Annotated in this window: 28 protein-coding genes; 13 read left to right on the top strand and 15 right to left on the bottom strand. The window is 65.9% G+C overall.

Annotated features, from left to right (window positions below):
• Positions 1 to 7 precede the first annotated feature (7 nt).
• Entirely contained in the window at positions 8 to 922 is a 915-nt protein-coding gene (locus GJV37_RS11560) for a LysR family transcriptional regulator (RefSeq protein ID WP_193452496.1), read from the bottom strand.
• 105 nt (positions 923 to 1,027) lie between these two features.
• Here GJV37_RS11560 and GJV37_RS11555 point away from each other — a divergent pair, with 105 nt between their 5' ends.
• Entirely contained in the window at positions 1,028 to 2,029 is a 1,002-nt protein-coding gene (locus GJV37_RS11555) for a zinc-dependent alcohol dehydrogenase family protein (protein ID WP_193452495.1), read from the top strand.
• A 239-nt stretch (positions 2,030 to 2,268) separates the two neighbouring features.
• On the opposite strand, the gene GJV37_RS11550 is transcribed toward GJV37_RS11555, so the two are convergent.
• The 4 genes from GJV37_RS11550 to GJV37_RS11535 all read right to left on the bottom strand — a co-directional run bounded on the left by GJV37_RS11550 (position 2,269) and on the right by GJV37_RS11535 (position 7,200).
• Positions 2,269 to 3,312 carry an NAD(P)-dependent alcohol dehydrogenase gene (locus tag GJV37_RS11550; protein WP_193452494.1) on the bottom strand — a complete coding sequence of 348 codons (1,044 nt, stop codon included), beginning with the start codon at positions 3,310 to 3,312 and terminating at the stop codon, positions 2,269 to 2,271.
• A 22-nt stretch (positions 3,313 to 3,334) separates the two neighbouring features.
• Positions 3,335 to 4,339: an aldo/keto reductase gene (locus tag GJV37_RS11545; RefSeq protein ID WP_193452493.1), complete on the bottom strand. Its 1,005-nt coding sequence runs from the start codon at positions 4,337 to 4,339 to the stop codon at positions 3,335 to 3,337.
• A gap of 579 nt (positions 4,340 to 4,918) precedes the next feature.
• A complete protein-coding gene (locus GJV37_RS11540; RefSeq protein ID WP_084357784.1) occupies positions 4,919 to 5,848 on the bottom strand; it encodes a carbon-nitrogen hydrolase family protein in 930 nt (309 codons plus the stop codon).
• Positions 5,849 to 5,877: 29 nt separating this feature from the next.
• The gene (locus tag GJV37_RS11535) at positions 5,878 to 7,200 is read right to left on the bottom strand and encodes an MFS transporter (protein WP_024765802.1); all 1,323 of its coding nucleotides are present in this window, start codon (positions 7,198 to 7,200) and stop codon (positions 5,878 to 5,880) included.
• A gap of 80 nt (positions 7,201 to 7,280) precedes the next feature.
• On the opposite strand from GJV37_RS11535, the gene GJV37_RS11530 reads away from it, so the two are divergent.
• Positions 7,281 to 8,207 (top strand): LysR family transcriptional regulator, encoded by a 927-nt coding sequence (locus tag GJV37_RS11530; protein WP_024765801.1) that lies wholly within the window; start codon positions 7,281 to 7,283, stop codon positions 8,205 to 8,207.
• A gap of 26 nt (positions 8,208 to 8,233) precedes the next feature.
• Here the strand turns inward: GJV37_RS11530 and GJV37_RS11525 are convergent, their stop codons facing one another.
• Positions 8,234 to 8,473, bottom strand: a complete 240-nt coding sequence (locus GJV37_RS11525) for a hypothetical protein (protein WP_024765800.1) — start codon at positions 8,471 to 8,473, stop codon at positions 8,234 to 8,236.
• 143 nt (positions 8,474 to 8,616) lie between these two features.
• Here GJV37_RS11525 and GJV37_RS11520 point away from each other — a divergent pair, with 143 nt between their 5' ends.
• Positions 8,617 to 9,315, top strand: a complete 699-nt coding sequence (locus GJV37_RS11520; RefSeq protein ID WP_084357783.1) for an MOSC domain-containing protein — start codon at positions 8,617 to 8,619, stop codon at positions 9,313 to 9,315.
• Between the two features lies 1 nt (position 9,316).
• Here GJV37_RS11520 and GJV37_RS11515 read toward each other — a convergent pair whose 3' ends face one another.
• Positions 9,317 to 10,267 carry a DMT family transporter gene (locus GJV37_RS11515; RefSeq protein WP_024765798.1) on the bottom strand — a complete coding sequence of 317 codons (951 nt, stop codon included), beginning with the start codon at positions 10,265 to 10,267 and terminating at the stop codon, positions 9,317 to 9,319.
• Positions 10,268 to 10,404: 137 nt separating this feature from the next.
• Between GJV37_RS11515 and GJV37_RS11510 the strand changes: the two genes are divergently transcribed.
• Positions 10,405 to 11,319, top strand: coding sequence for a LysR substrate-binding domain-containing protein (locus GJV37_RS11510; RefSeq protein ID WP_193452632.1), 915 nt, complete (start codon positions 10,405 to 10,407; stop codon positions 11,317 to 11,319).
• On the opposite strand, the gene GJV37_RS11505 is transcribed toward GJV37_RS11510, so the two are convergent.
• From GJV37_RS11505 to GJV37_RS11490, 4 genes are all read right to left on the bottom strand, one after another.
• Positions 11,290 to 11,781 (bottom strand): HIT family protein, encoded by a 492-nt coding sequence (locus GJV37_RS11505; protein WP_037017653.1) that lies wholly within the window; start codon positions 11,779 to 11,781, stop codon positions 11,290 to 11,292. The genes GJV37_RS11510 and GJV37_RS11505 overlap by 30 nt on opposite strands.
• Positions 11,782 to 11,840: 59 nt before the next feature.
• On the bottom strand, positions 11,841 to 12,530 hold the full coding sequence (locus GJV37_RS11500) for a class I SAM-dependent methyltransferase (protein WP_425326835.1): 690 nt from the start codon (positions 12,528 to 12,530) through the stop codon (positions 11,841 to 11,843).
• A 17-nt stretch (positions 12,531 to 12,547) separates the two neighbouring features.
• The gene (locus GJV37_RS11495) at positions 12,548 to 12,934 is read right to left on the bottom strand and encodes a hypothetical protein (protein ID WP_024765795.1); all 387 of its coding nucleotides are present in this window, start codon (positions 12,932 to 12,934) and stop codon (positions 12,548 to 12,550) included.
• A 104-nt stretch (positions 12,935 to 13,038) separates the two neighbouring features.
• A complete protein-coding gene (locus tag GJV37_RS11490; protein ID WP_193452492.1) occupies positions 13,039 to 13,470 on the bottom strand; it encodes an Rrf2 family transcriptional regulator in 432 nt (143 codons plus the stop codon).
• Positions 13,471 to 13,614: 144 nt separating this feature from the next.
• Between GJV37_RS11490 and GJV37_RS11485 the strand changes: the two genes are divergently transcribed.
• The 3 genes from GJV37_RS11485 to GJV37_RS11475 all read left to right on the top strand — a co-directional run bounded on the left by GJV37_RS11485 (position 13,615) and on the right by GJV37_RS11475 (position 15,250).
• Positions 13,615 to 14,118: a GNAT family N-acetyltransferase gene (locus GJV37_RS11485; RefSeq protein WP_054909242.1), complete on the top strand. Its 504-nt coding sequence runs from the start codon at positions 13,615 to 13,617 to the stop codon at positions 14,116 to 14,118.
• Between the two features lie 108 nt (positions 14,119 to 14,226).
• Positions 14,227 to 14,670, top strand: coding sequence for a nuclear transport factor 2 family protein (locus GJV37_RS11480; RefSeq protein WP_024765792.1), 444 nt, complete (start codon positions 14,227 to 14,229; stop codon positions 14,668 to 14,670).
• Between the two features lie 67 nt (positions 14,671 to 14,737).
• Positions 14,738 to 15,250, top strand: coding sequence for a thioredoxin family protein (locus tag GJV37_RS11475; RefSeq protein WP_193452491.1), 513 nt, complete (start codon positions 14,738 to 14,740; stop codon positions 15,248 to 15,250).
• A 274-nt stretch (positions 15,251 to 15,524) separates the two neighbouring features.
• On the opposite strand, the gene GJV37_RS11470 is transcribed toward GJV37_RS11475, so the two are convergent.
• Together GJV37_RS11470 and GJV37_RS11465 are read right to left on the bottom strand one after the other, a co-directional pair.
• Positions 15,525 to 17,930, bottom strand: coding sequence for a TonB-dependent siderophore receptor (locus GJV37_RS11470; protein ID WP_193452490.1), 2,406 nt, complete (start codon positions 17,928 to 17,930; stop codon positions 15,525 to 15,527).
• A 192-nt stretch (positions 17,931 to 18,122) separates the two neighbouring features.
• Positions 18,123 to 19,034 (bottom strand): LysR family transcriptional regulator, encoded by a 912-nt coding sequence (locus tag GJV37_RS11465; RefSeq protein ID WP_084357776.1) that lies wholly within the window; start codon positions 19,032 to 19,034, stop codon positions 18,123 to 18,125.
• 131 nt (positions 19,035 to 19,165) lie between these two features.
• Between GJV37_RS11465 and GJV37_RS11460 the strand changes: the two genes are divergently transcribed.
• The 5 genes from GJV37_RS11460 to GJV37_RS11440 all read left to right on the top strand — a co-directional run bounded on the left by GJV37_RS11460 (position 19,166) and on the right by GJV37_RS11440 (position 22,376).
• Positions 19,166 to 19,900 carry an SDR family NAD(P)-dependent oxidoreductase gene (locus GJV37_RS11460; RefSeq protein WP_024765788.1) on the top strand — a complete coding sequence of 245 codons (735 nt, stop codon included), beginning with the start codon at positions 19,166 to 19,168 and terminating at the stop codon, positions 19,898 to 19,900.
• Positions 19,901 to 19,934: 34 nt separating this feature from the next.
• The gene (locus tag GJV37_RS11455) at positions 19,935 to 20,147 is read left to right on the top strand and encodes a tautomerase family protein (RefSeq protein ID WP_024765787.1); all 213 of its coding nucleotides are present in this window, start codon (positions 19,935 to 19,937) and stop codon (positions 20,145 to 20,147) included.
• Between the two features lie 110 nt (positions 20,148 to 20,257).
• Positions 20,258 to 21,454: an MFS transporter gene (locus tag GJV37_RS11450; RefSeq protein ID WP_024765786.1), complete on the top strand. Its 1,197-nt coding sequence runs from the start codon at positions 20,258 to 20,260 to the stop codon at positions 21,452 to 21,454.
• A 58-nt stretch (positions 21,455 to 21,512) separates the two neighbouring features.
• Positions 21,513 to 22,016 carry a DUF2938 domain-containing protein gene (locus GJV37_RS11445; protein ID WP_193452489.1) on the top strand — a complete coding sequence of 168 codons (504 nt, stop codon included), beginning with the start codon at positions 21,513 to 21,515 and terminating at the stop codon, positions 22,014 to 22,016.
• 153 nt (positions 22,017 to 22,169) lie between these two features.
• On the top strand, positions 22,170 to 22,376 hold the full coding sequence (locus GJV37_RS11440) for a hypothetical protein (protein WP_065084062.1): 207 nt from the start codon (positions 22,170 to 22,172) through the stop codon (positions 22,374 to 22,376).
• A 120-nt stretch (positions 22,377 to 22,496) separates the two neighbouring features.
• Here the strand turns inward: GJV37_RS11440 and GJV37_RS11435 are convergent, their stop codons facing one another.
• Together GJV37_RS11435 and GJV37_RS11430 are read right to left on the bottom strand one after the other, a co-directional pair.
• Positions 22,497 to 23,942 carry a SulP family inorganic anion transporter gene (locus GJV37_RS11435; RefSeq protein ID WP_084357773.1) on the bottom strand — a complete coding sequence of 482 codons (1,446 nt, stop codon included), beginning with the start codon at positions 23,940 to 23,942 and terminating at the stop codon, positions 22,497 to 22,499.
• A gap of 103 nt (positions 23,943 to 24,045) precedes the next feature.
• Complete coding sequence (locus tag GJV37_RS11430; protein ID WP_024765782.1) at positions 24,046 to 24,603, bottom strand: TetR/AcrR family transcriptional regulator; 558 nt, start codon at positions 24,601 to 24,603, stop codon at positions 24,046 to 24,048.
• Positions 24,604 to 24,772: 169 nt separating this feature from the next.
• Here GJV37_RS11430 and GJV37_RS11425 point away from each other — a divergent pair, with 169 nt between their 5' ends.
• Positions 24,773 to 25,924, top strand: coding sequence for a MexC family multidrug efflux RND transporter periplasmic adaptor subunit (locus tag GJV37_RS11425; protein WP_193452488.1), 1,152 nt, complete (start codon positions 24,773 to 24,775; stop codon positions 25,922 to 25,924).
• Position 25,925: the final 1 nt, after the last annotated feature.

The following is a 25,925-nucleotide window of genomic DNA, read 5'->3' as shown; positions in this document are numbered from 1 at the left end:
GGCCGCCCTATTCCTGCCCCGCCGGCTTGACCAGGCCCGGTATCACGTCGACCAGCGCATCGATCGCCAGGCGCACCTTGCGCGGCAGCTGAGTAGTCTGCAGCCACGTCGCGTGCACGTCGTAGAGAAAACCCGGCTGCCCTGGCAGCAACTCCTCCAGCGCGCCCTGCGCGATGACTTCCCGCACTAGCCAGTAAGGCAGCCACGCCAGCCCCATGCCGCGGGCAGCCGCATCGGCTATGGCGGCCAGGTCGTCGAAGCGCAACCGGGAGCTCGGCGCGAACTCTTCCGGCGCCTGCCCCTCACGAGGGAACAGCCAGGGGTTGATCCGCCCGGAGCGGTGGTAGACCAGCAGGCGGTGAGCCGCCAGCTCGGCGATGCCTTCCGGCCGTCCATGGACCGCCAGATACGCTGGCGCCGCGCAGACCACCATGCGCTGCCGGCCGATGCGGCGTGCGATGATGCCATCCCTGGGCTGCGGCTCGCCGGTGCGGATCGCCAGGTCGATCTGCTCTTCCGCCAGGTCCGTCAGACGGTCGCTGAAACGCAGGTCCAGCTCCAGTTGCAGGTAGCGCTGCGCCAGCTCCAGCAGGACCGGCGCCACGCAGCGCCGGCCGAAATGCACCGGCATGGCCACCCGCAGCCTGCCGCGCGGCTCGGCCACCTCACCGGTGGCAAGGATGTCCGCCGCCTCGGCATCGGCCAGCAGCGCGCGACAGCGTTCGTAGTAGATCCGCCCGGCCTCGGTCAGGCTCTGCCGGCGCGTGCTGCGCAGCAGCAACTGGGCACCCAGGCGCTCTTCGAGAAAGCGCACATGCTTGCCCACCATGGGCGCGGACATTTCCAGGGCATCCGCCGCCGCAGCGAAGGACCCGAGGTCCACCGCGCGAACGAAGACTTCCATGCTGGTCAGTCGATCCATTCGAAACTCCTGATTTCGGCTGAGTGTTTCTATACGCCATTTATCGGGCGAAACCCATGGCTGATAGTCGCTTTACGTCAAATCAATTTCGTATGGGAGCATCACATGGAAAGCATCAAGACCCGCGCCGTGCGTTTCCACCAGTTCGGCGGCCCGGAGGTCCTGCGCATCGAGCCGGTGGAGGGTCGCCAACCCGGCGTGAACGAAGTCAGCATCCGGGTCAAAGCCCTGGGACTGAACCGCGCCGAAGCGCTGCTGCGCACTGATCGCTACATCGAGAGCCCGCAGTTCCCCTCCGGGCTAGGGCTGGAAGCCACGGGCGTGGTCGAGGGGGTGGGCAGCGCGGTGCGCGGGTTCGCGCCGGGCGACGCGGTGAGTGTTCTGCCGCCGACCTCGATGCAGCAGGACCCGACCCACGCCGAGCGCCTGGTGGTCCCGCAAGCCCGCCTGGTGAAGAACCCGCCGGGGCAGGCCTGGAGCGACGCCGCGGCCACCTGGATGCAGTACCTCACCGCCTATGGCGCGCTGATCCAGGTAGCCGGGCTGCGCGAGGGAGATTTCGTCGTCATCACCGCCGCGTCGAGCAGCGTCGGCCTGGCCGCCATCCAGATCGCCCGTCGCGCAGGCGCGGTGCCCATTGCGGTGACCCGCACGTCGGCCAAACGCGAAGCCCTGCTGCAGGCCGGCGCCGCCGAGGTCATCGCCAGCGAGGAGGAGAACCTGCGCTCACGCCTGCTCGATATTTCCGGCAAGGCCGGCGTACGGGTGGTGTTCGACCCGGTGGGCGGCCCCATCTTCGAACCGCTGACCGCGGCCATGGCCGAAGGCGGCATCCTCATCGAGTACGGCGGCCTGAGCCCCGAGCCCACGCCCTTCCCCCTCTTCGAGGTACTCAGTCGCTCGCTGGTCCTGCGCGGCTACCGGGTCTACGAGGTACTCGAAGATCCGCTGCGCCTGCAGGAGGCCGAGGATTACATTCTCGCCGGCCTGGCCGATGGCTCGCTGCGCCCGGTGATCGCCCGCACCTTCGCCTTCGACGAGATCGTCGAGGCCTACCGCTACCTGGAATCCAACCAGCAGTTCGGCAAGGTGGTGGTCACGCTGTAGGCGCAGCAGGCGGCCAGCCGATGTGCCGTCGCTCGCCGGGCATGATTGACTGAACCTGCGGCTACCGGCCTACGGCGGGCTGACGGCCTGGGATTCAGCAACGACGGTCACGGGCAAGGCCCGCGTCGAGGGGCAACTGCCCCTCAACAGCGGCCCGCACATTCTACGCGCCGTCCTGGAGGTTTCGGCCTGCCTATCTCCCCGTCGACATGCTCACCGAAAACGCCCGGCGCGGCGCTTCAGGCCAACGTCGCGAGATCGATGACGAAGCGGTAGCGCACGTCGGAGCGCTCCATGCGCTCGTAGGCCTGATTGATCTCGTCCATGCGGATCATCTCGCACTCCGGCAGGATGTTCTTCCTGGCGCAGAAATCGAGCATCTCCTGGGTTTCGGCAATGCCGCCGATGGGCGAGCCGGCGATGCGCCGCCGGCCGAGCAGCAGCGGTACGGTGCTGATCTCGTCCAGCGGGCCGACCTGGCCGACCAGCACCAGGGTGCCATCCACGTCCAGCAGCGGCAGGTAGGGCTTGAGGTCATGCTTTACCGGCACGGTATCGATGATCAGGTCGAAGCCGTTGGCGGCGGCCTTCATCGCAGCGGCGTCGGAGGACGCCAGCAGCGCATCCGCGCCCAGCTCCAGGGCATCCTGGCGCTTGTCCGCGGTGCGGCTGACCACGGTGACGCTGGCGCCCAGGCCGACCGCCAGCTTCACCGCCATGTGTCCCAGCCCGCCGAGACCGACCACGCCGACACGACTGCCCGGCCCGACGTGCCAGGTGCGCAGCGGCGAATAGGTGGTGATACCGGCACACAGCAACGGCGCGGCCCTGCTGAGGTCCAGGCCGTCCGGCACGCGCAGGACAAATTCCTCGCGCACCACAAGCTGCTTGGAGTAGCCGCCCTGGGTCGCCTCGCGGGTCACGCGGTCACGGTCGTTGTAGGTTTGGGTGTTGCCTTCGCGGCACAGCTGTTCCTCGCCCTTGCGGCACTGATCGCACACCTGACAGGAATCCACCATGCAGCCCACCGCCACGGCGTCGCCGCCCCGGTAGCGGGTGACCTTCGAGCCGACGGCGCTGACCCGGCCGACGATCTCGTGGCCCGGCACCATCGGGTAGCGGCTGAAGCCCCAGTCGTTGCGCGCCTGGTGCAGGTCGGAGTGGCAGACGCCGCAGTAAAGGACGTCCATCGCCACGTCATTGTCGCGCAGCGAGCGGCGTTCGAAAGTAAAGGGAGCGAGCGGGTCCTGCGGGTTCTGCGCAGCATATCCAAGGGTCTTCATCGGCATTGCTCCTCAAGGTGATTCAACGGGCCGAGCGGCCTTCCACGGGATAGGCAGGATCGCTGTAGCCGGGAGTGGAGGCGTGGCCGGGCGGCACCAGGCTGTCCACCAGGGCCTCGTCTTCGGCGGTCAGTTGCAGGTCCAGTGCCGGCAGGTAGCCGTCCCAGTGCGCGTCGGTACGCGGGCCGGCGATGATCGAGCTGACCAACGGGTTGTTCAGCACCCAGGCCAGGGCGAACGCGGCCGGCGTGGTACCGCGGGCCACCGCGTGCTCGGCGATGCGCTGGGCGATCTGCAGGGATTCGGGACGCCATTCGGTCTGGTGAATGCGTTTATCGCCACGGCCAACGCGGGAGTCCACTGGCGGTTCGGCGCCGGGCCGGTACTTGCCGGTGAGTATGCCGCGGGCCAATGGGCTGTAGGGCACCACGCCGATGCCGAAGTGGCCGGCGACCGGCAGCTGCTCGACCTCGGCGGTGCGGTCCACCAGGTTGTACAGCGGCTCGCTGCAGATCGGCCGATCCATCCCCAACTGGTCGGTCAGGCGCACCACCTCGGCGATGCGCCAGCCGCGGAAGTTGGACAGGCCGTAGTAGCGCACCTTGCCCTGGCGGATCAGCTCGCCCACCGCGCGCAGGCCCTCTTCCAGCGGCGCGGCGACGTCGGTGCGATGGAAGTAGAGGATGTCCAGGTAGTCGGTGCCCAGGCGGCGCAGGCTGTCCTCCACCGACTGGTAGATCCACTTGCGCGACTGGCCGCGCTGGTTCGGGCCATCGCCCAGGGCATTGCCGAACTTGCTGGCGATCACCCAGTCATCCCGGCGGGCGGCGACCGCGCGGCCGACCACCTCTTCGGAACGGCCCTTGTGGTAGACGTCGGCGGTATCGATGAAGTTGACGCCCTGCTCCCGGGCCTTGTCGATGATGCGCCGCGAGGTCGGCTCGTCGGTCTCGCCGCCGAACATCATGGCGCCCAGGCACAGGGGCGAGACTTTCAGGGCGCTGCGGCCCAGATAACGGTATTCCATGCAGTACTCCTCAGGCGGCATCGCGCTCGGCAAACACTGGGCGGGCGAAGCCCTCTGCGGTAGAGGTCGAAAGCCCGCCGGAATAGGAAGCCAGGTGAGTGATGGGTCAGTTCCTCGCGGGCCAGGCCATTGTCCAGCGCCTTGGCCAGGTGGAAATGCAGTAGGTTGACGCGCGCCATCGTTTAAGGGGGGAAACGCGTTTGGAATCATGAAGGACTCTCATGAATGGCCCGGCGTGCCGCCGTCCAATCATGTTGAAAGTCCTTGAGTAAAGCCCATTCCAGACGTTTCGCAGGGCAATTCTGTCCTTCCTGCTCGTGATGCGCGCGTAGATCGCCATCGCCTGGCCGTTGGCGCGGCATCTCTGGATCGTGCCGGTTCCCGGCACCACCAAGGCATCGCCTGGAGGAAAACCTCGGCGCGGCAACGCTGGAACTGGACTCCACCGACCTGGCTGCCATCGAAGCCGCGCTGCGGCAGATCGAGAGCGTCGGCGAGCACCATCCGGCACATCTGCAGCAACGGGTGGATCGCTGAGGCAGGGAAAGCCCGGTGCCGGATGGCACCGGGCATTGGCGATCAACCCTCGAAAGTGACCGGGCGCAAGGGCGCGGTATTCACCTTCAGCTCGAACACGTCCGGCCGCGCGTAGTGGCCGCACACGTCGAAATCGAGGTTGCCCTGGTTGAGCTGGCCCATGTCGAGGTCGGCATAGAGCTCCGTCTCGCAGTCGAACACCGGCCCGGCCAGCACCTCGCCCAGCGGGCTGACGATCATGCTGCCGCCACGCATCACGTAATCGTCTTCCTTGAAGTCCAGGCCGAACGCCTCGCGGTGCTGCTGCGGATACTCGCCCAGGCGGATGGCCTGGCACGCGGAGAGCACGAACACCCGCCCCTCAAGGGCAATGTGCTGCATGGAACTGGCCCAGGACGGCCGATCATCGGCGGTCGGCGCGCAATACAGCTCAACGCCCTGGGCGAACATGGCCTGGCGCAGCGCCGGCATGTAGTTCTCCCAGCAGATGACGCTGCCCAGCACGCCGATCTCGCTGTTCACCGGCTCGATCGTCGAACCGTCGCCGAAGCCCCACACCAGCCGCTCCTGGCCCGTCGGCATGAGCTTGCGGTGGTAGCCGGCGATCCCACGCCCCGGCACCAAAGTAACGGCGGTGCAATACAGGGTGCGGCCGAAGCGCTCGATGATGCCGACCACGGTGATCACGCCGGTCTGTTCGACGAACTCGGCCAGCGCGGCCAGCTCGGGGCCGTCCAGCGCCACGGCGCCTTCGACGTAGCGCTGGTACAACTCGCGCCCGGCGCCGCTGCGGTTGCCGATCACGCTGCCGAAACTGGCGCCCTTGGGATAGCCGCCGATGTATGCCTCGGGAAAGACCGCCAGCCTGGCGCCCTGCTCCGCCACGCGGCGCAGGATGCCGCCGGCCTTCTCGACGCTGGCCATCGGCTCGTAGGGAACGGCGGCGGCCTGGATGATTGCTACACGGGTCATGGGGACTCCTGACTGCGGGTGATAAGGAACTAGAAGCGGTTGATGTCGTTGTCGCGGGTTTCCGGCAGGGTCTTCCACAGCACCAGCAGGCACACCAGGGATACCACGGCGAGATAAGCCGCAGGCAGATTCGCGTCGCCGGTCTGGCGGATCAGCGCCGCGGCGATGAAGGGACCGGGGCCGGCGAGAATCGCCAGTGCCAGGTTGTGGCCCAGCGCAGCCCCGGTGGAGCGGATCGAGGCCGGGAAGACTTCCACCAGCAACACCACGTCCATTACCGCGGTGATCGCCACCAGCACGCCCATCACCGTGAGCCCGACCAGGATCGCCAGCGGGTTGCCGGTGTTGAGCAGCAGGAAGATCGGATAGGCGAGCACCGTCAGCGCGGCAGCCGCGCCGAGCAGCAGCTTGCGCCGGCCGATGCTGTCGCTGAGGCGGCCGATCAGCGGGTTGACGATGACGTAGACCACCAGCGCGATGCTGCACAGCCACAGCGCGCTGCTGCGCGGCAGGCCGACGGTGCTGACCAGGTGGTTGTTGGCGTAGGTGATGAAGTAGTACAGCGAGACACCGAACAGCGCGGAGAAGGCGAAGGTGGTGATGAAGGCGCGGCGGCGCACGGCCTTGCTCGGCGCGTGGACCTGGTGCGAATCACGCTGGCGCACCATTTCCTCGTAGACCGGCGTATCGCCCAGTTTGCGACGGATGAACACGGCGATACCGGTCATCACGATGGACGCCACGAACGGCAGGCGCCAACCCCAGGCCGCCAGTTGCGCATCGTCCAGCGCCGAGGAAATGCTCGCCGCGGTGAAGGTGCCGAACAGGAAGGCCAGCCCCGCCGTGCCGGTGATCACGCTGGCGGCGGTGGCGCGGCGGTTCGACGGCGCGCTCTCGACGATATAGATGCCGGCGCTGGACCACTCGCCGCCGACCATCATGCCCTGGATGAAGCGCATGACGATCAGCAGGATCGGCGCGGCGATGCCGATTGCCTCATAGGAGGGCAACAGGCCGATGATGGTGGTGCACACGCCCATGCCGAAGACGGTGATGATCAGCACCGCGCGGCGGCCGAAGCGGTCGCCGACAGGGCCGAGGATCAGCGCGCCGAAGGGCCGTGAAAGAAAGCCGACGGCGAACACTGCCAGCGATGACAGCAGCGACACGCCCGGCGCGCTGGAGGGGAAGAACAGCATACCGATCACGGCGGCGAAGTAGCCGTAGATGGCGAAGTCGAACCACTCCATGAAGTTGCCGATGCCGACCGCCATGGCCCGCTTGCGGATATCCGACTGCCCTTTGCTGGTATGGATACTGCTAGCACCCACGCTTTGCGAAATCGCGTCCACAGGACTCTCCATCCCTTGTTATGTTTGTGTGGACGCCAGACTAGGAAGCCCCACGACCGCAGGGCAAACGATTAGGAAATATGAGCCGGATTAACGTACGTAATATCGCGCGGATCGACCTGAACCTGCTGCTCACCTTCCACTGCCTGATGACCGAGCGCAGCGCCACCCGCGCCTCGGCCATGCTGCACGTAACCCAGGGCGCGGTGAGCTCGGCCCTGCGCCGGCTGCGCGAGCATTTCGGCGATGAGCTGTTCATCCGCACGGCTTCCGGCATGCAGCCCACGCGCAAGGCGATGGAGCTGGCACCGAAGATCGCCGAGGCGTTGACGTCTATTTCCGGGGTGCTGGGCGCCGAGCCGGATTTCTCGCCGCGCGACTCCAGCTACGTGTTCAATATCGGCCTGTCCGACGACATCGAGGCCTACCTCGCCCCGCGCATCGTCAATGCCGCAGCCGCGGAAGGCCTGGGTGTGAGCTTCGCCTTCCACCAAAGCAACAGCTCGCTGTGGAAGCAGTCCCTGCAGGACCCGGACATGGACCTGGTGATCTGCAGCGAGCCCAAGGACTTCAACACCAGTTACTCGTCGCAGGTGTTGTTTTCGTCGTCCTACTCGTGCCTGTTCCGCTCCCGTGACCGTGCGGCGGTCGAGCCGATTGCCCTGGAGGAATACTTCGCCGCGAATCACGTACGGGTCTCCTACGACGGCCGGCGCGGCTTCATCGACGACATGTTCGAAGCGGCAGGCTACGCACGGCGCGTCACCGCCTCCTTCACGCACTTCAGTGGCGCGCTGACGACGCTGATGAGCAGCGACGTGATCGCCACCATCCCCAGCTTCGCTGCCGAAAGCTACGCGGCGATGGCCGACCTGAGTGTGAGCCCGGTGCCCTTCCCTGTGCCGTCCTTCCGCTGCTTCATGGTCTGGGACATTGCCCGGCACAACAAGCCGCACCACCAGTGGCTGCGGCAGTTCATCGGCGAACTGGCGCAGAAGCTGGGCTGACGGGCCAGCTCTGCCGGGCTCTTGGCCTACAGCTTGTCCAACGCCAGGGGTCGATACAGCGGCTCGCTGCTCAGCACCTTGATGCCCTCGGGAGAACTCTCCAACAGGCGACGCTCGCTGTCGGCCACCAGCAGTTCCAGGCCATAACCCAGCTCGCCCAGACAACAGGCAATGCTGCTCACGGCCTCCTTCGCCCACGGCAGGTCGGAATCGAAATGGCCGAGCAACCGGCCATGGCGCTGAATGATCAGACGGTACTTCTGCATGGAAATCTCTCGACGAAGAATCGGACTGGAATGAATCCTGGTATCGAATCGAAACATTGACAGAGCCTACCGATCTGGCCGATTTTGTCCATGTAGTTTTTGATCGACACCATACCCACTCGCTTCGCCAGGAGAGTTCCGCGATGAACCTGCCCTCCACCCGCCTCGATGCCCTGCTCACTGGCCGCGCCGTGCCTTTCACCCGGCCAGGCTCGCGCAGCGCCATTGCCAAGCTGCCGCGCCAGGCGGCACTGAGGGTGACCAGGCTGGGCCTGGAAAGCGACGAGCAAGGTGATCTGCGTGTGCACGGCGGGGTGGAAAAGGCCATTCACCACTACCCCCGCGAGCACTACGCCGACTGGTCCGCCGAACTGGGCGAACACCCGCTGCTGAGCCAGCCCGGCGCATTCGGCGAGAACTTCAGCAGCACCGGCTGGACCGAACGCGATCTCTGCCTGGGCGACCGCATACGCGCCGGCACGGCGTTACTGGAGGTGTCGCAGGGACGCATGCCCTGCTGGAAGCTCAACGACCGCTTCGACGTGATGCAAATGGCCCTGCGGGTGCAGGAGTCGGGACGTACCGGCTGGTACTACCGGGTGCTGGAGGAAGGCACCGTGGCCGCCGGTGCGACGCTGGAAGTGGTCGAGCGTCCGTATCCCGACTGGTCGCTGCAACGGCTCTCCGCGGTGCTGTTCGACAAGCGCGTGGATGCCGATATCCTGCGCGAATGCCTGGAACTGCCGCTGCCGCCGAACTGGCGCCGCACCCTGTCGCGGCGCCTGGAGAACGGCGCGGTGGAAGACTGGAGCCCGCGACTGGAAGGCGCGCCGAGAGCCTGACTCAGGACTCCACGGCGCGAGCCGGAACCTGCGCCGGCGCGCGGTGCAGGCCGATGGCCCAGAGCACGCCAACGGTGAGCAGAACAATTGCCAGCGCTTCCACCGGACCGGGCAAGCGCTGCTCGTTGATGTAGGCATAGGCGCAGGCGAACAACGTTTCGAAGACGATCAACTGCCCGCCCAGGCTCATCGGCAAGCGGCGCGTCGCCGCGTTCCACAGGCCATTGGCGACCCAGGAACCAAACACGGCGAGGAACAGCGACACCCAGAGGAACGCCATCCAGCGCTCCGTGGAAATGCCACTGGGCACTGCCTGCGGCGCAATCAGCACGCCAACGCCCGCCAGTATCACGGCCATCACGCCCGTCACCACGCCGATCAGCGTCGACCATTCATGACTGTTGAAGTGGCTGGCCTTCAGGTAGCGCGCGTTGGCGCTGGCATACCAGGACCAGCAGGCTACGCCGCAGAAGCCGCAGACAATGCCGAGAATGCGCTCGCCCGAGGTACTGCCGGACGCCATCAGGGCCGAGGGGTCGAGGTTGATGCAGAGGATGCCCAGCGCCACCAGCGCCAGCGGCAGCTTCATCCGCGACAGCGGCAGCGAATCATGTTCCGAACGGCTCTGGTAGGCGATCGCCAGCGGCATGATGCCGTTGATCAGCGAGGCCGCCGCCACTCCGGCGAACTGCACCGCCGCCGAGAGCAACGCGAAGTACAGCAGGTTGCCGGCCAGGGACAGGCGCACCAGCATCGAAAGGTCTTCGCGGCTGACCCGGCGCAACAGGCCGAGGGCCACCGGCAAGGCGATCAGCAACGAGATGGCGCCATACAGCGCGAAACGCACGGAGCTGATCAGCAGCGGGTTGAATTCCGGCACCAGCGACGGCGCCAGGATCACGCCGCCCCAGATTGCGCCTGCCATGCCTGCGTAGACCACCCCGCGTTTCATCTCCAACGACCTCGATACTGCAATGAATGCCTAGAAAGTGCCGCCACGGTAGCGGCTGTGCTAGCTTCTGACCAAGGATAAATCCGCACCGAGGCATTCCCCAGAGGAATGCCAGACGCTTTCACTGGAGCCCCGTCATCAGCCGATATCTGCGCACCCTGCCGCCGCTGGAAACCCTCATCACCTTCGAGGCCGTTGGCCGTTGCGGCAGCTTCACCCAGGCCGCCACCGAGCTGTTCCTCACGCAGAGCGCAGTGAGCAAGCAGATGCGGGCGCTGGAAAGCAGCCTCAAGGTGCCGCTGTTCGAGCGCAAACCGCGTGGCGTCACCCTCACCGCTGCCGGCGCGGAGCTGCTGAGCACCGTGGACATGCTGCTGGAGCGCCTGCAGCACAGCGTGCGACGCATCCGCAACGTGCATCAGAGCAACGCCGTGTCGGTACTGGCGACCCACGCGATGGCGCAGTTCTGGCTGTTCCCCAGGCTGATCGAGTTCAACAAGGCGCATCCCGGCATTGCCGTGCATGTGCACGCGATCAACGAGATGGACGAAGCCAGCCTGGTGGATTTCGACCTGGGCATCCTCTACGGCGCAGGCGACTGGACCACGCTGGACAGCCGCTTCGTGCTGCCGGAAGTGGTCTATCCCGTCGCCCGCCCGGATTTCGACGCTTCGCGCATCATCAACCTCGACCAGCTCGCCGCCGCGCCGCTGGTGCAACTGGATACCTCGGCCTGGAGCTGCCTGGACTGGCACGACTGGTTCGGCCACTTCGGCAAGGATTACCAGCCGGCGGAAAGCGACCCGGTGTTCAACCAGCTCACCCTCGCCTACCGCGCCGTGCAGCAGGGCATGGGCATCGGCCTGGCCTGGGGCTTCATGGCCGACGAAGCGGTGGCCAGCGGCGAGATGCAACGGGTGACCGACCTGGCCATGGTCACCGAGCGCGGCGAATACCTGGTGTCGCTACGCCATCGAGAACTGTCGCCGGCCGCGCAGCTGTTCCATGACTGGCTGCTCGCATCACTGGGCCTGAGTGAAGCGACCGCGTAGCAACTCGATCACCTGCCCGATCGACGGCCCCTGCACCGCTGGGGGTACGGGTGCCTCGCCGAACTCGCGCCAGACGAACAGGGTCAGCTCGGCGCCGTCGGCCTGGGTGGCGGCATCCTCGATATGGGCGAACCGGCTCAGCGTGCGATAGCGCTCATCGGCCCAGAACAGTTCCTCCACCCAGGCGTACACCGGGATGAAATGGAAGTGGATCGGGAAGCCTGGCGAGTGACCGAAGCGGCCGATGTACAGCCATTTGGGTTGCAGCGTCTGTTCGAGGATGCGCTGGACCTTCGCCATCAGTCCGCCCATTTCAGCCAGCGCGGCTTCCGGCAGGTCGGCCAGGGAGCCCACCGGCTGCTTCGAACCGAGCATCAGGTAACCCGGCAGGGCGGACGCCAGATGGTGGTTGAGCAGCCAGTGCCCGGTCTGGTGGATGACGTGGGAGGAAGGAATCTGCATCGACTGGCGTCCGGCGAAACGGGACGCCAATCTAGCAGACACAGCTCTTGCAAGGGCGCTCAGGCGAGCGCGACCCAGCCGCGGAAGGCGAAACCGACGTAGAAGGCCTCGATGCGGCTGAAGCCGGCTTCCCAGAGCAGCGCTTCGTCCTGCTCGGGAGTGAGGATGTTCAGGTGCGCATCCACGGCGCTGCGAGCCTGCTGGGCGTTGGCCGGTTCCATCCCCGAGCTGACGACGAAATCGGCATAGCGCGACAGCCAGCGCGCCCGCTCGCCAGCGCCTTGCGGTACGCACAGATGCGCCATGACGAAGGCAGAGCCGAGCTTGAGCCGGGAGTGGATCTCGCGCAGCGTGCGCAGGCGCTCCGCCTCGGGCAGAAAGTGCAGCGTCAGCAGGCAGGCGCCACCGTCGAACGGGCCTGGCGGTGCGTCCTCGATATAGCCCTGCAGCAGGTCGGCCCGGCGAGCATCCGGCCCCAGCATCTGGGCGGCCACCGCAAGCATCTCGGCGGAAGGGTCGACGCCAGTGAAGCGCCAGGACGGCCGGGCCTCGGCGAAGGCCCGCAGCTCCATGCCGCCGCCCGCGCCGAGCACCAGCAGGTGGCCGTCGGGCGGCGCATTCTCGGCCAGCAGGATGGCGGCCATGCGGTGCAGGTCAAACAGGCCGGGGACGAAACGTGGCGGATTTTCCGCATAGCGCGCGGCGGCATCAGGATCGTGGAACGGGGCCATCAGTTCGGAGTGGTTCACGGCGAGTCCTTTCGACGTCATTCGGAGGCGAACAGCTTTTTCAGTTCCCGCTCGCGGACGGCCTTGGCCATGGCGGTGAGGAACACCTTGAACAGCAGGCCGCAGAACAGAGCGGTCAAGGCGACGGTGAAGAAGGTCGCCACCAGCCAGTCGACCGCCGCCCAGCCGCTGGCGATCACTACCGGACGGTAGACCAGGGTGCCGGCGATCACCACCCAATGGCTGAAGCAGTAGAAGCACTGGAACAGGTGGCCGACCTGCGGGTGGATCTTCCAGGCCAGCGCGCGCAGGGGTGCGAAGAGTTCGGTCTGGGTGACGGTCATGGACAGGGCGGATGCGGCGATGGCCAGCGCCAGGCAGGTCCACAGCGCACCGGCCAGTGGCGAGTTCAGGAGGTCGATCATGGGAGGGTTCCTGGTGGGTTCGGATTCTTTCGTTACTTTTAAAGTATCGTGATTGAACACACAGGGTCAACGCTCGGTATCGAGCGATGTTCATCGAGGGAGGGTCAGCGGTCCTGCGGGTAAAGCGTGCTGAAACGCTCGGCGAGATCGGCCAGCGACACGGCGCCCAGGCGTTCCAGGAGGATCGCCGTGGCCTGCTCCATGGCGTCCTGCAGCGCGGCGTTGACCACCTTTTCCACCAGGCAGCCCGGGTGCGCGTTGTCGAAACCCATGGCGAACAGGCGTTCGCTGCCCACCGCGCGGTAGACGTCCAGCAGCGTGACCCGGGCCAGGTCGCAGTCCAGCGTCCAGCCGCCGCCGTGGCCCTTCTCCGAGCGCACGTAGCCGGCCTCGCGCAGGCCGCCCATAGTCCGCCGTACCACGGCCGGGTTGGTGCCGAGCATCCGGGCGATGTGCTCGGAGGTCATGGGCTGGTCGTCACGGGCCATGTGCAGCAGCACGTGGAGCATGCGCGAGAGGCGGCTGTCGGTTCTCACTGCGGAATCTCGAAGGGAAATGCGACAGCATCATCGCATCGCGCCACTGCAAGCTTCAAACCCCTCGGCCACTGGCATTGCGATGGGAATGGGCGACAATGGCGGCCACGCGCCCTCCTCCGACTCGCCGCGAGCCTCCCGACCATGAACGATCTTTCCATCCAGCTGGTGCAGGCCGGCCCCGAGCACCAGGACCTGATCCGCAATCTCTACCAGTACTACGCCTACGAGTCATCGGACTGGGAAGACGAGGACGTCGAGGTCGACGGCCGCTTCTACATCCACGAAGAGCACCTGGCGCGCTACTGGAGCGAGCCGGAGTGGAGCGCCAACCTGATCCTCGCCGACGGCTTCATCGCCGGCTTCCTGCTGGTGGAAGGCAGCGAGCTGCCCGGCATCGATGCGCTGGAGCTATCGGACCTGTTCGTCCTGAAGAAGTACCGCCGCCTCGGTATCGGCCGCGCGCTGGCCAACCAGGTGCTGCTGGGCAATCCGGGGCCCTGGCTGGTGCGTTTCTACGCACAGGACGAGGTCGCGGCAGCTTTCTGGAAGGCCGTATTCGCCGACCTGCCGCGCCCGGTGCAGAACGTCGAGCCAGGAGACGATCCGCAGTTGATGAGCTACCTGATCAACCCGGCCACGCACTGATGGGCTGTACGCCAGGATCAGTCTTCTGTCATTTCCGATCATTGAGCGACTCGCCAACCCGGCCGTATCGTCCTGAGTGAACAACAAGAACCCTCAGGAGGTATTCCCGTGACCGCACTGAACCTGCATCCCCAGGCCGCCGCTTCCCTGGCCAGCTGGCACCAGATGGTGGCTGCCAAGAACCTGTCCAACCTGCCGCAACTGCTGGCGCCCAACGCGGTGTTCCGCTCGCCCATGGCGCACACGCCCTACCCCGGCGCCCCGGTGGTCTCGACCATCCTCAACACCGTGCTGCAGGTGTTCGAGGACTTCACCTACCACCGCGAACTCGCCACCGGCGACGGCCTGAACGTCGTGCTGGAGTTCAGCGCTACCGTCAGCGGCAAGGAGCTCAAGGGCATCGACATGATCCGCTTCGACGAAGCCGGCAAGATCGTCGAGTTCGAGGTAATGGTCCGCCCGCTCAGCGGCCTGCAGGCCCTGGGCGAGGAAATGGGCCGGCGCCTGGCACCCTACCTGGCGGCAGCCAAGGCGCAGGCCGCGAAAGCCTGACGGACGGATTGCCGGCCACGGGGATTTCTGCTGGGATGAGCCCATCACCCGTTTCAAGGAAATCCCCATGGCCTCCTATGAGGAACTGTTCGCCATCGGCGAGGGCTTCGACGCCTTCGTCGCCCACGGCCTGCCCGCCGAGATCGCTGGCGTCCGCAAGGTCCAGCAGCAGCTGGCCGAGCCCGGTTCGATCAGCGCCGAAACCCTGCACCGCATCCAGGCCATAGAGGGCCATTACCGCCTGCTGATCGCCGGCGAGATGTGGTGCCCGGACTGCCAGATCAACGTCACCGTGATGGACCATCTGCAGCGCCTGCAACCGCGCGTGGAACTGGCCGTGATCACCAAGGGCCGCGCCGAGGACGATCTGCGCGAGCGCATGGCGCTGGACCGTATCCTGATTCCCGTCGTTCTGGTGCTGGATAGCAGTTTCCAGCCAGTCGGGCGCTTCATCGAACGGCCGCTGGAAGTGGTGGCCGGTGGCGATGCACTCAAGCCGGCCTACCGCGCGGGCGAGTATCTGGAGAGCACGCTGCGCGACCTGCTCGATCTGTTCGAAAAAGCCGAAGGCCGCGCCTGACCCCCTGCTTGCAGATAGGTAGGGCGCACAACCTGGAACAGGTCATCCGCCGGCACTTTGCGGCGGATAACGCTGGCGCGTTATGCGCCCTACGGAGCTGCCGGAAAGGCAATCGTAGGATGGGTGGAGCGAAGCGATACCCATCAACGGAGTTGCCGGCCAATCGATGGGTATCGCTTCGCTCCACGCCATCCTGCAAAGGCACCGAAGGCCTGTAAGCCGAAAGCAAGAAAAAGCCCCGCAATGCGGGGCTTTTCCGTTCAGGCCAGGCGGATCACATCGAGTACTTCACCGTGAACATCAGGTTGCGCGGCTCGCCGTAGTTCAGGTTGCCGAAGCTGATCCCGCTGTAATAGTACTTGTCGAAGATGTTGTTGAAGTTGACCCGGGTGTCGATGTTCTCGTTGACCTTGTAGCCAAGCATGGCGTTGGTCACCGTGTAGCCGCCCTGCTGGAAGCCGGTGGTGGTGTCCTCGGTCTGGCTCTGGGTCACCAGGTTGCCGCCGACGCGCCATTGGTGCAGTTCACCCGGCAGGGTGTAGCTGGTGGCGAGCTTGAACAGGTGGCGCGGCTTGCTCGGGTCGAACTGTTTGCCGACGTTGTCCTCGTTGCTGTCGTGCTTGTACTTGGCGTCGACGTAGGTGTAGCCGGCCATGGCCTGCCAGTTCTCGGTGATGGCACCGCTCACTTCCATGTCCACGCCCTGGCTGCGCACCTTGCCGGAGGCGCGCGAGCAGTAGATCGAGGTTGGCGAACTGGGGCACGGCGAGGGGCCGCTGGTGTCGTCGGTGGCGCGGTTTTCCTGGTCGATCTGGAAGATCGCGAGCTGGGTATTCAGCGCACCGCCGAAGTGCTCGCCCTTCAGGCCGATCTCGTAGTTCTTGCCGGTGATCGGGTCGAGCAGGCTGCCGCTGGCGTCGAAGTTGCTCTGCGGCTTGAAGATGTCGGTGTAGCTGGCATAGACCGAGTACACGTCGTTCAGGTCGTAGACCACGCCGGCGTAGCGGGTGACGTTGCGGGTGACCTTCTGGGTGCCGGTGTCGTTGTGCGGGTCCGCCTCGTACCAGTCCAGGCGCCCGCCGAGGATGACCTTCAGTGGGTCGGCGACGTTCAGGCGGGTGGTGACATAGGCGCCCTTCTGCTCCTGGTCGAGCTTCATGTTCCAGAGGCTCATGTCGATGTTCGGCTTCTGCACCGAGCCCGGGTCCCACTTCGTCGGGTCGAACGGGGTCATTGGCGAGCCATCGTTGTAGGTCAGGTCACCCCAGCCGCCGTGGCCGTCGAAGCGTTCTTCGCGGTAGCTGCCGCCGAACACCAGTTCGTGCTCGCGGCCAAAAGCCTGGAACGGGCCGTTGGCGAAGGCGTCGTAGCTCTGGTGGTCGTCGGTGTAGGCGTATTTTCCCGGCCCCATGGTCATGGTCGGGCAGCCTTCGGTGTAGTAGCAGCTGTTGTACAGGCCGAGCATGTCGATGCGCGCCCACAACTTGTCGGCGGCGACCTTCATCTGCCAGCCGTTGTCGAAGCGGTGCACCACGTCGCCGAACAGGTGGGTCGTAGTGGTATCCCAGTAGGACCAGTCGGCGCCGTAGTAATCGGAGCGCTTGAGATCCAGGTGGCGGCCGCCGAGCGGCGCCGGCAGGCCCACCCAGTTGTCGTTCTTGTTGTCGTTCTGGTAGGAAGCGCCCAGGGTGAGGGTGGTGTCCGGGTTCAGGTCGGCTTCGGTGATGCCGTAGAGCACGCCGCGCTCGCCGCTGACCACGTCCTGGAAGCTGTCGCGGGTCTCGTAGGCGGCCACCGCGCGGCCGCGCAGGGTGCCTTCGCTGTTCAGCGGGCCGGAGACGTCGACCTGGCTGCGGTAGCGGTCCCAGGTTCCGGCGCTGCCTTCCAGGCTCATGTGGAAGTCCCGGGTCGGGCGCTTGCGCACCATGTTGACGGCAGCGGCCGGGTTGCCGGCGCCCTGCATCAGGCCGGTGGCGCCGCGCACCACTTCGACACGGTCGAACATCGCAAGGTCCGCCGCGGAAATCACGTCCTGTGTGTAGGTGGAAATGCTGGTTGCCAGGCCGTCGTACATGATGTTGTCGACGTCGAAACCGCGTGCGGCGTAGCTCACCCGCGCCGGGCCGTACTGCTGCACGGTCATCCCGGTGACGCCGCGGATCGCGTCGTCGAGGTCCTGCATGTTCTGGTCTTCCATCTGCTGGCGGGTGACCACGCTGACCGACTGCGGCGTCTCGCGGACGGTCATGTTCAGCTTGGTGGAAGTCTGCATCACACCGGTGGTGTAGGAGCCGGTACCTTCGGTGGTGCCGGGCGCCACACTGGCGGCGCCGACGATTTCGGTCGCGCCCAGGTCGACGCTGTCGTTGCCCGCTGCCTTGCTGCGCACGGTGCCGCTGACCTGGGCGCTGTTGCCGTCGACCGTGCCTTGCAGGCCGCTGTCCGCGAGCAGACGGTCGAGCGCCTCGCCCGCCTCCATGTTGCCCTTGAGTGCCGGCGCGCCAACCTTGGCGACCTGGGCACGATCATAGGAAATCCGCATTCCGCTTGCGGACTGCAGTTGCTCCAGGGCAGCGGCCAGGGGCTGCTTGGGCAGGTCGATGACCACGGGGGCGGCGACCGCGGAGAGAGCAAAGGTGGAGAGACCGAGCAGGAGCGCTCCCGACGCTACGTCTTTCATCTGCTAAAGGATCCTTCGGTGCGAGGTTTGCGCTCTGAAGGCGCAATGACTCGGGTTGGCAAATGCCAGCGTGGTGGAGCGCCAGCGGGGAGCCAAAGTGTATGCAGATGTAAATTACTTGTAAATGCGAATGCGTCGTACAAACGACTACTACAACCGCTGGCGCGGCCACATCGTCCGTTTCTCCAGCGCTCACCGGCGGCGCGTTTCCAGCATGAACTCGATGAATGCACGCACCCGCGACGGGACATGGCGCGCGTGGGGGTAGATCAGCAGGAATGGCCGTGTGGTCCGGCCGTAGTCCTTCAGCACTTCCACCAGCTCGCCCCGCTTCAACTCCTCCTCCACGGTGAAGCGGTAGGCCTGCATCAGCCCTCCCCCGCACTTGGCCAGGCTGGCGGTAGCCAGGTAATCCTCCAGCACCGTGAGACTGCCGGACGTCTCGATCTCGACCGGCTTGCCGTCGACCCGGAACGACCAGGGCACGCGCCGCCCGGTACTGGGCAACTCGAACTGGATGCACTCGTGATGAACCAGTTCCTCCGGTGTCTGCGGCGTACCGGCGTGCGCCAGGTACTCGGGCGTAGCGACGATCACGTTCTCCGCGTCCTCCAGGCGCCGCGCCACCAGGGTGGAATCCGCCGGGTCGCGACCACGGATGGCCAGGTCATAGCCCTCGTTGGCGAAGTCGATGTTGCGGTTGCTGACATGCACATCCACCTGCACCTGTGGGAAGCGTCGGCGGAACTCGGGCAGCAACGGAAACAGCCGGTAGTGCGCATAGGGCGTGGGCACGCTGATGCGCAGACGCCCGGACACGACGCTCTGGCCACCGCTGACAGCGCGCTCGGCGTCCACCAGTTGGGTCAGCGCCTGGCGGCATTGCTCGAAGTAGTTGCGGCCGTCATCGGTCAGGCGCATCTGCCGCGTGGTACGCACGAACAGCCGCGCGCCCAGGCGTTCCTCCAGTCGCGCCACCGAGCGGCTGACCGCCGCCGGGGTGATTCCCGCCTCGTTGGCGGCGGCAGTGAAGCTGCCGGTTTCCGCGGCGAGGCAGAACAGCTCGATGCTGCCCAGTTGCAGATCGTCGAAGTGGCGAGTCATGGCCTGCCCAATTGATTACATGAAGTATCAATTCAAATGCCATGGGCCTCATTTTTCAAGTAGCGAATGCCGCCTAGATTGGCCTCCAAGACGCGGGCACTCCGCCCCGCCCCACTCTCGGAGATTCCCCCATGAGCAAGACCGTCATCGTCACCGGCGCCTCCAGCGGCCTCGGCTTCGCTATCGCCCGCGCCTACCTGGAACGCGGCTACAACGTGGTCGGCAACGCCCGCACCCAGGCGCGCCTGGAGGAAGCCGCGGCGAAGCTGGGCAACCCGCACAACTTCCTCGCTGTGGCCGGCGACATCGCCCGGCCGGAAACCGCCAGCCGCCTGTTCGCCCAGGCTATCGAAGCCTTCGGCCGAGTGGACATCCTGATCAACAACGCCGGCATCTTCATCCCCAAACCCGTCATTGATTACACTGAGGAAGAGGTCAACGCCATCGTCGGCACCAACCTGATGGGCTTCTTCTACCCTTCCCAGGCGGCCGCCCGGCATATGTCGGCCAATGGTTCCGGGCACATCGTCACCATCACCGCGTCCATCGCCATGCAGCCCAACGTGAAGGTCCCGGCCTTGCTGCCGGTATTGATCAAGGGTGGCCTGAACAGCGCGGTGCGCGGCCTGGCTCTTGAGCTGGCGGCGTCCCGGGTGCAGGTCAACGCCGTGGCGCCGGGGATCATCGAGACGCCGCTGCACGCCAGCGATGAAGGCACCCACGCCTTCCTGCGCAGCCTGTCGCCCAGTGGCCAGATCGGCAATCCGCAGGATATCGTCGAAGCGGTGCTCTACCTCACCGACTCGACCTTCGTCAGCGGCGCCGTGCTCAACGTCGATGGCGGCTCCACCACTGGGGTCTGGTAAGCAGCCCCGTCGCGAACAACAACGGAGAACCAACATGCCCTATGTGAATATCCAGGTAACCGACGAAGGCGTGACCGCCGATGAACGTCGCCAACTCATCGAAGGCGTCACCGAACTGCTGGAACGCGTGCTGCGCAAGCCGGCCGCGAGCACCTTCGTGGTGATCCAGGAAATCCCCACCGACAGCTGGGGCGTGGGTGGCGAGACAGTCAAGGCACTGCGCGCCAGGCAGAAGGGCAGCAGCTGACCCAGCGGGCACGCCGGGGGCTCGCCAGAGCCGCCGGCGCTTGCCATGCACCAAGCTGGTGCTGATAGGATCGGGAGCCCACCCGCCCCTATCGACAGCCGAGGCATGGAATGCTCGTCGCCCTCAAGCGTTACCCGCTACAGATCAACCTGCTGCTCGGCGGCACCTTCCTGCTGACCATGGGCCGGGCCATCACCCTGCCCTACCTGGTCATCTATCTCTCCACCCAGTTCGGCCTGCCGGTCAACCGCATCGGCCTGATCATGGGTGGCGCATTATTCGGCGGCTCGCTGCTCAGCCTCTATGGCGGCTTCCTGATCGACCGGATGCCCGGCTTTCGCCTGATCCTCGGCTTCGGCAGCTGTTTCGTCGCCGCCTTCGCCGGCATGCTGCTGACCAGCCAGCTGTGGCTGTTCTTCCTGTTCCTGCTGGGCTTCAACTTCGCCTACTCGGTCACCGACGTGGTGGTGAAGACCCTCTTCGGCCGCCTGCTGCCAGCCGGAGAACAAGGCCGCGCCTTCTCCGTCCGCTACACGCTGATCAACCTCGCCTATGCCATAGGCCCCTTCATCGGCGCGGCACTGGCGCAGTGGCACACGCATGTTCCCTTCGTCGTCTCCGCAGCCCTGGGCGGCCTTTTCCTGCTGGCCTTCCTGCGCTACGGCGACCGCAGCATGCGCCCGGCGCAAGGGACGGCGCCGCCGTCCTTCATTGCCGTGATGGGGGTGCTGGCGAAGGACCAGCGGCTGATGTCGTTCACCATCGGCGGCGTGCTCACCGCCGTGGTGTTCGGCCAGTTCTCCGCCTACCTGTCCCAGTACCTGGTGGCCACCGGAACGGCGGAATACGCCTACCAGGTGATCCAGACCCTGCTCGGGGTGAACGCGGTGACGGTGATCGCCCTGCAGTACCTGCTGGGCAAGCGCATCGGCAACGAGCACCTGCAGCGCTGGCTGATCGTCGGCCTGGGATTGTTCGTGCTCGGCATCATCGGCTTTGGTCTTTCCCACAGCCTCTGGCACTGGGGGCTGGCGATGGTGGTGTTCACCCTGGGCGAAATCATCGTGATCCCCGCCGAGTACATGTTCATCGACCGCATCGCCCCGCCGCACCTGCGCGGCATCTACTACGGTACGCAGAACCTGGCCAACCTCGGCGGCGCCTTCGGGCCGATCCTGGTGGGCTGGTTCCTGGCACTGTTCGCCCCGCACTGGGTGTTCGTCATGCTCGGCGCCTTCATCATTGGCGGCGGGGTGTTCTACGTGATCGGATCTTCGCTGGGCAATCGCCCCACCGCCGGCCCTTGACCTCAAGTCCACTTGAACCGGGATGCTGGGCTCCATCGACTCGCTCAAGGAGCCCCGCATGCCTTACTCCCTCTTTACCCTGCTGCACATCGCCGCCATCGGCATCGGCGCCACCCTGCTGATGGACGGCTGGAGCATCCTGCGCAAGCGCCTGCTGGGCATACCGTCGCTGGACTATGCGCTGGTCGGCCGCTGGGTCGGCCATATGCCGCGCGGGCAGTTCCGCCACGCCGCCATCGGCAGGGCGGCCCCCGTGCGCGGTGAGCGGGCGCTGGGATGGATCACCCACTACCTGACCGGCATCCTTTTCGCACTGGCCCTCGTCATCCTCGACACCCCCTGGATTTGTGAACCTGTGTTGATGCCCGCCCTGCTGTTCGGTCTGGTGACGGTGCTCATGCCATTCCTGCTGATGCAGCCAGCACTCGGCCTGGGTATCGCCGCGGCTAACAGTTCCAATCCTGCCAAAGCCCGCCTGCACAGTTTGCTGACTCACCTGATCTTCGGGCTCGGCCTGTACCTGGCGGCTCGCCTGCTTGCCACATTCATGTGCAGCAGCTGATCAGCCCCCGCAGCAGTCGTCACAGGTCCGAAATCCTTCGATGGCGAAGTCCGCAGCTCCGAAGGCATCCTCGTCATCGAGGTGAAACGCTGAACCGAGCCCCCTGCGGGTGAAGCGCTCCCCGACACTGACCCACCACCTATCGGAGCCCCCATGCGAAACCTGAACTGCGACGTGCTGCGCGCCGTACGCACCACCGCCTTCAACAATGAAGTCGCCGCCGAGTTGCTCTGCGAATTGAGCAGCTGCAGCGTCAGCGCCGAGCAGGCAAGACGCATCCGGTGCGCCGCCCGCCAGCTCATGCTGGATGCCGACACGCTCGAATACGTCTGGGAAAAGCTCAGCGGCGGATCCGCCTGACGCTCCTTGCCGCAGCGAGCGCGGTCCTACACCTCCTGGATCACCGATTCAGCGCGAAGCTGCCTTCCACGGCAATCCCCCCACAGCACATGCACAGCGAACAGCCTGTTCCCCCTGCACTCAGGCGGCCTGCAGACCCGCCCGCTTGAGCAGTTGCTTGCAGCGCTCGGACAGGTGCACCACGCGCAATTGCTTGCCGGCCTTGGCGTAGCGCTCGCGCAGGGTCATCAGCGCCGCGATGGCCGAGTAGTCGACGAAGCTCAGGTGCGCGCAGTCCAGGGTGACCTGCTGCGGGTCGCCCGCCGGGTCGAACTGGTTGAGGAAGGGCGTGGTGGAGGCAAAGAACAGCGTGCCGTGGACGCGGTACAGCTTGCTGCCATCCGATTCGTCATGGATATCCGCGTACAGCTCGCGGGCATGCTTCCAGGCGAAGTCCAGCGCCGCCAGGATGATGCCGCAGAACACCGCCATGGCGAGGTCCGTTGCCACGGTGATCGCGGTCACCGCGATGATCACCAGCACATCGCTCAGCGGCACCTTGTTCAGTACCCGCAGCGAGGCCCAGGCGAAGGTCTGCTGGGACACCACGAACATCACGCCCACCAGCGCCGCCAGCGGAATCCGCTCGATCAGCGGCGAGAGGAACAGCACGAACAGCAGGATCATACCCCCGGCAACCACGCCGGAGAGCCGGCCACGACCACCGGAGCTGAGGTTGATCACCGTCTGGCCGATCATGGCGCAGCCGCCCATGCCGCCGAACAACCCGGAAACGATATTGGCGCCGCCGAGCGCCACACACTCGCGGTCCGGGAAGCCGCGGCTCTCGGTGATCTCGTCGGTGAGGTTGAGGGTCAGCAGCGTTTCCAGGATGCCGACCATGGCCATCAGGAAGGCATAGGGCGCGATGATCCGGAGGGTTTCCAGGTTCCAGGGGATGTCCGGCAGCGCGAACGTCGGCAGGCCGCCGGCGATGTGCGCCATGTCGCCCAGGGTGCGCGTCGGCAGGCCAAGCAGGTAGACCAGCAGGCCCACGCCGAGGATCGCCACCAGCGCCGGCGGCACAGCGCGGGTCAGCTTCGGCAGCAGATAGACCACCGCCATGGTCAGCACCACCAGGCCCAGCATCACGTAGAGCGGATTACCGCTCAGCCAATGCTCGCCGTCCTTGAAATGCTCCAGTTGCGCCAGGGCGATGACGATGGCCAGGCCGTTGACGAAGCCGAGCATGACCGGGTGCGGCACCATGCGCACCAGCTTGCCCAGGCGCAGCGCTCCGAACAGGATCATGATCACCCCGCCCAGCAGCACCGTGGCCAGCAGGTACTGCACGCCGTGCTGCACTACCAGCGCAACGATTACCACCGCCATCGAGCCCGCAGCGCCGGAGACCATGCCGGGACGGCCGCCGAACAGCGCGGTCAGGGTGCAGAGGATGAAGGCGCCGTACAGCCCCATCAGCGGGTTGAGGTGGGCGACCAGGGCAAAGGCGATGCACTCGGGCACCAGCGCGAAGGACGTGGTGAGTCCGGCCAGGACATCGGCACGCAGGCGGGCGGGTTTCATTTATCTACTCGGAACGGGGACTTCGAAGGGCCGGCAATGGTACGGAAAACCGCCCTGCCCGGCCACCGCTCCCGCGCTCTTCCGGCCGCGGTGCGGCCTCAGTTCATGGCTTCACCAAGGCGCCATTGAGGAACAGTTGCTCCAGTACCTGGGCGGAACTCGAGCTGGCCGCGCGGCCGTAGCGCTCAGCGTCGACCATGCCGTAGAGCATGGAGAGGAAGAGTTCGGTGAACACCGCCGCAGTGATGTCGATACGGAACCTGCCACTCTGCTGACCGCGCAGGAAGAAGGCGTCCACCGCCTCCGTGTAGTAGCTCCAGCGTTCGGTCGTCGCCTGCATGTCGAGGTTTTCCGCGCGGTACTGGAACAGCAGGAAGTTGAGCATATCGCGATGTTTGAGGTGCTCGGCGATCAACTGCCGCAGCGCCTCCAGGGGTTCGGCCTGCTGCAGCTGGGCAGCTTCGAGAATCTGCCGGATCACCACGTGCCCATAGTCCTCGAGCATTTCCATCAGCCCGTCGCGGGTGCCGCAGAAGCGATGCAGCGTCGCCTTGCTCACCCCCGCCGACTCCGCCAGCTCCTTCAGCGTCGCCCTGGGGCGGTCGACGATGGCAACAGCCAGCGCCTTGAGCAGACGTTCATCGTGGGCGGAGAGAGTCATTCGGGGCCTCTTGTCAGGTGGCGGATCGTCTCATTGTGCAGAAAAAGACCTCTCTTTTGAAAGGTCATGACACATTTTATACACCACAGAAGCAAATGAGACATTATTGACTCATTTTGAGTTTAAAAGGATCATACGCACCTTCCAGATAGACAGACCCGGGTGAATCATGGGCAGGTTGCGTGCAGTAGGGACAATCAGTGCGTTGGTGGCAGCGCTGGCGCTGGCGGGTTGCGGACAATCCGGCGAACCTCAGGCGGCCGCCGAGACGGCAAGGCCAGTGGACGTGGTGGCAGTCGCGCCCGAAGCCCTCACCCTGACGGCCGAATTGCCCGGGCGCATCGAACCGATGCGCGTTGCTGAAGTGCGGGCGCGGGTGGCGGGCATCGTGGTGCAGAAGCGCTTCGAGGAAGGCGCCGACGTCAAGGCCGGTGACCTGCTGTTCCAGATCGACCCGGCGCCGCTGAAGGCCGCTGTGTCCCGCGCCGAAGGCGAACTGGCGCGAGCCCAGGCCGCGCAGCAGGAAGCCCAGGCACGGGTGAAGCGCTACGAGCCGCTGGTGAAGATCGAAGCGGTCAGCCAGCAGGACTTCGACACCGCCACCGCCGACCTGCGCAGTGCCCAGGCGTCCGTGTGCTCGGCCCAGGCCGACCTGGAAACCGCGCGCTTGAACCTGGGCTATGCCTCGGTCAAGGCGCCGATCTCCGGGCGTATCGGCCGCGCGCTGGTGACCGAAGGGGCGCTGGTCGGCCAGGGTGACGCCACGCTGATGGCGCGTATCCAGCAACTCGACCCGATCTATGCCGACTTCACCCAGCCGGTGGCCGACGCCCTGCGCCTGCGTGAAGCGCTGAAGAGCGGCAACCTCCCCGCCGGCCAGAGCCAGGCGCTGAGCCTGCGCGTGGAAGGCACGCAGTACGAGCGCCAGGGCGAACTGCTGTTCACCGATATCTCGGTGGATCGCGGCACCGGCCAGGTTTCGCTGCGCGGCAAGTTCGACAACGCCGACGGCCTGCTGCTGCCCGGCATGTACGTGCGCGTCACCGCCCCACAGGGTACCGACGCCAAGGCCATTCTCGTGCCGCAGCGCGCCGTGCAGCGCGCCACCGATGGTACCGCCCACGTGCTGGTGATCGGCGCCGAGAACCGTGTCGAGACGCGCCCGGTACAGACCGGCGCCATGCAGGGCGCGCGATGGCAGATCAGCCAGGGCCTGGCCAGCGGCGACCAGGTGATAGTCGGCGGCCTGACCGGCCTGCAGCCCGGCGCCAAGGTCGAGGCCCGTCACGCCCCTGAGCAACAGCAGGCGTCGCGCCAGTAAG

Source organism: Pseudomonas nitroreducens, assembly GCF_010994165.1.
Lineage (GTDB): Bacteria > Pseudomonadota > Gammaproteobacteria > Pseudomonadales > Pseudomonadaceae > Pseudomonas > Pseudomonas nitroreducens.
This window is presented reverse-complemented; position numbering and strand designations above follow the sequence as displayed.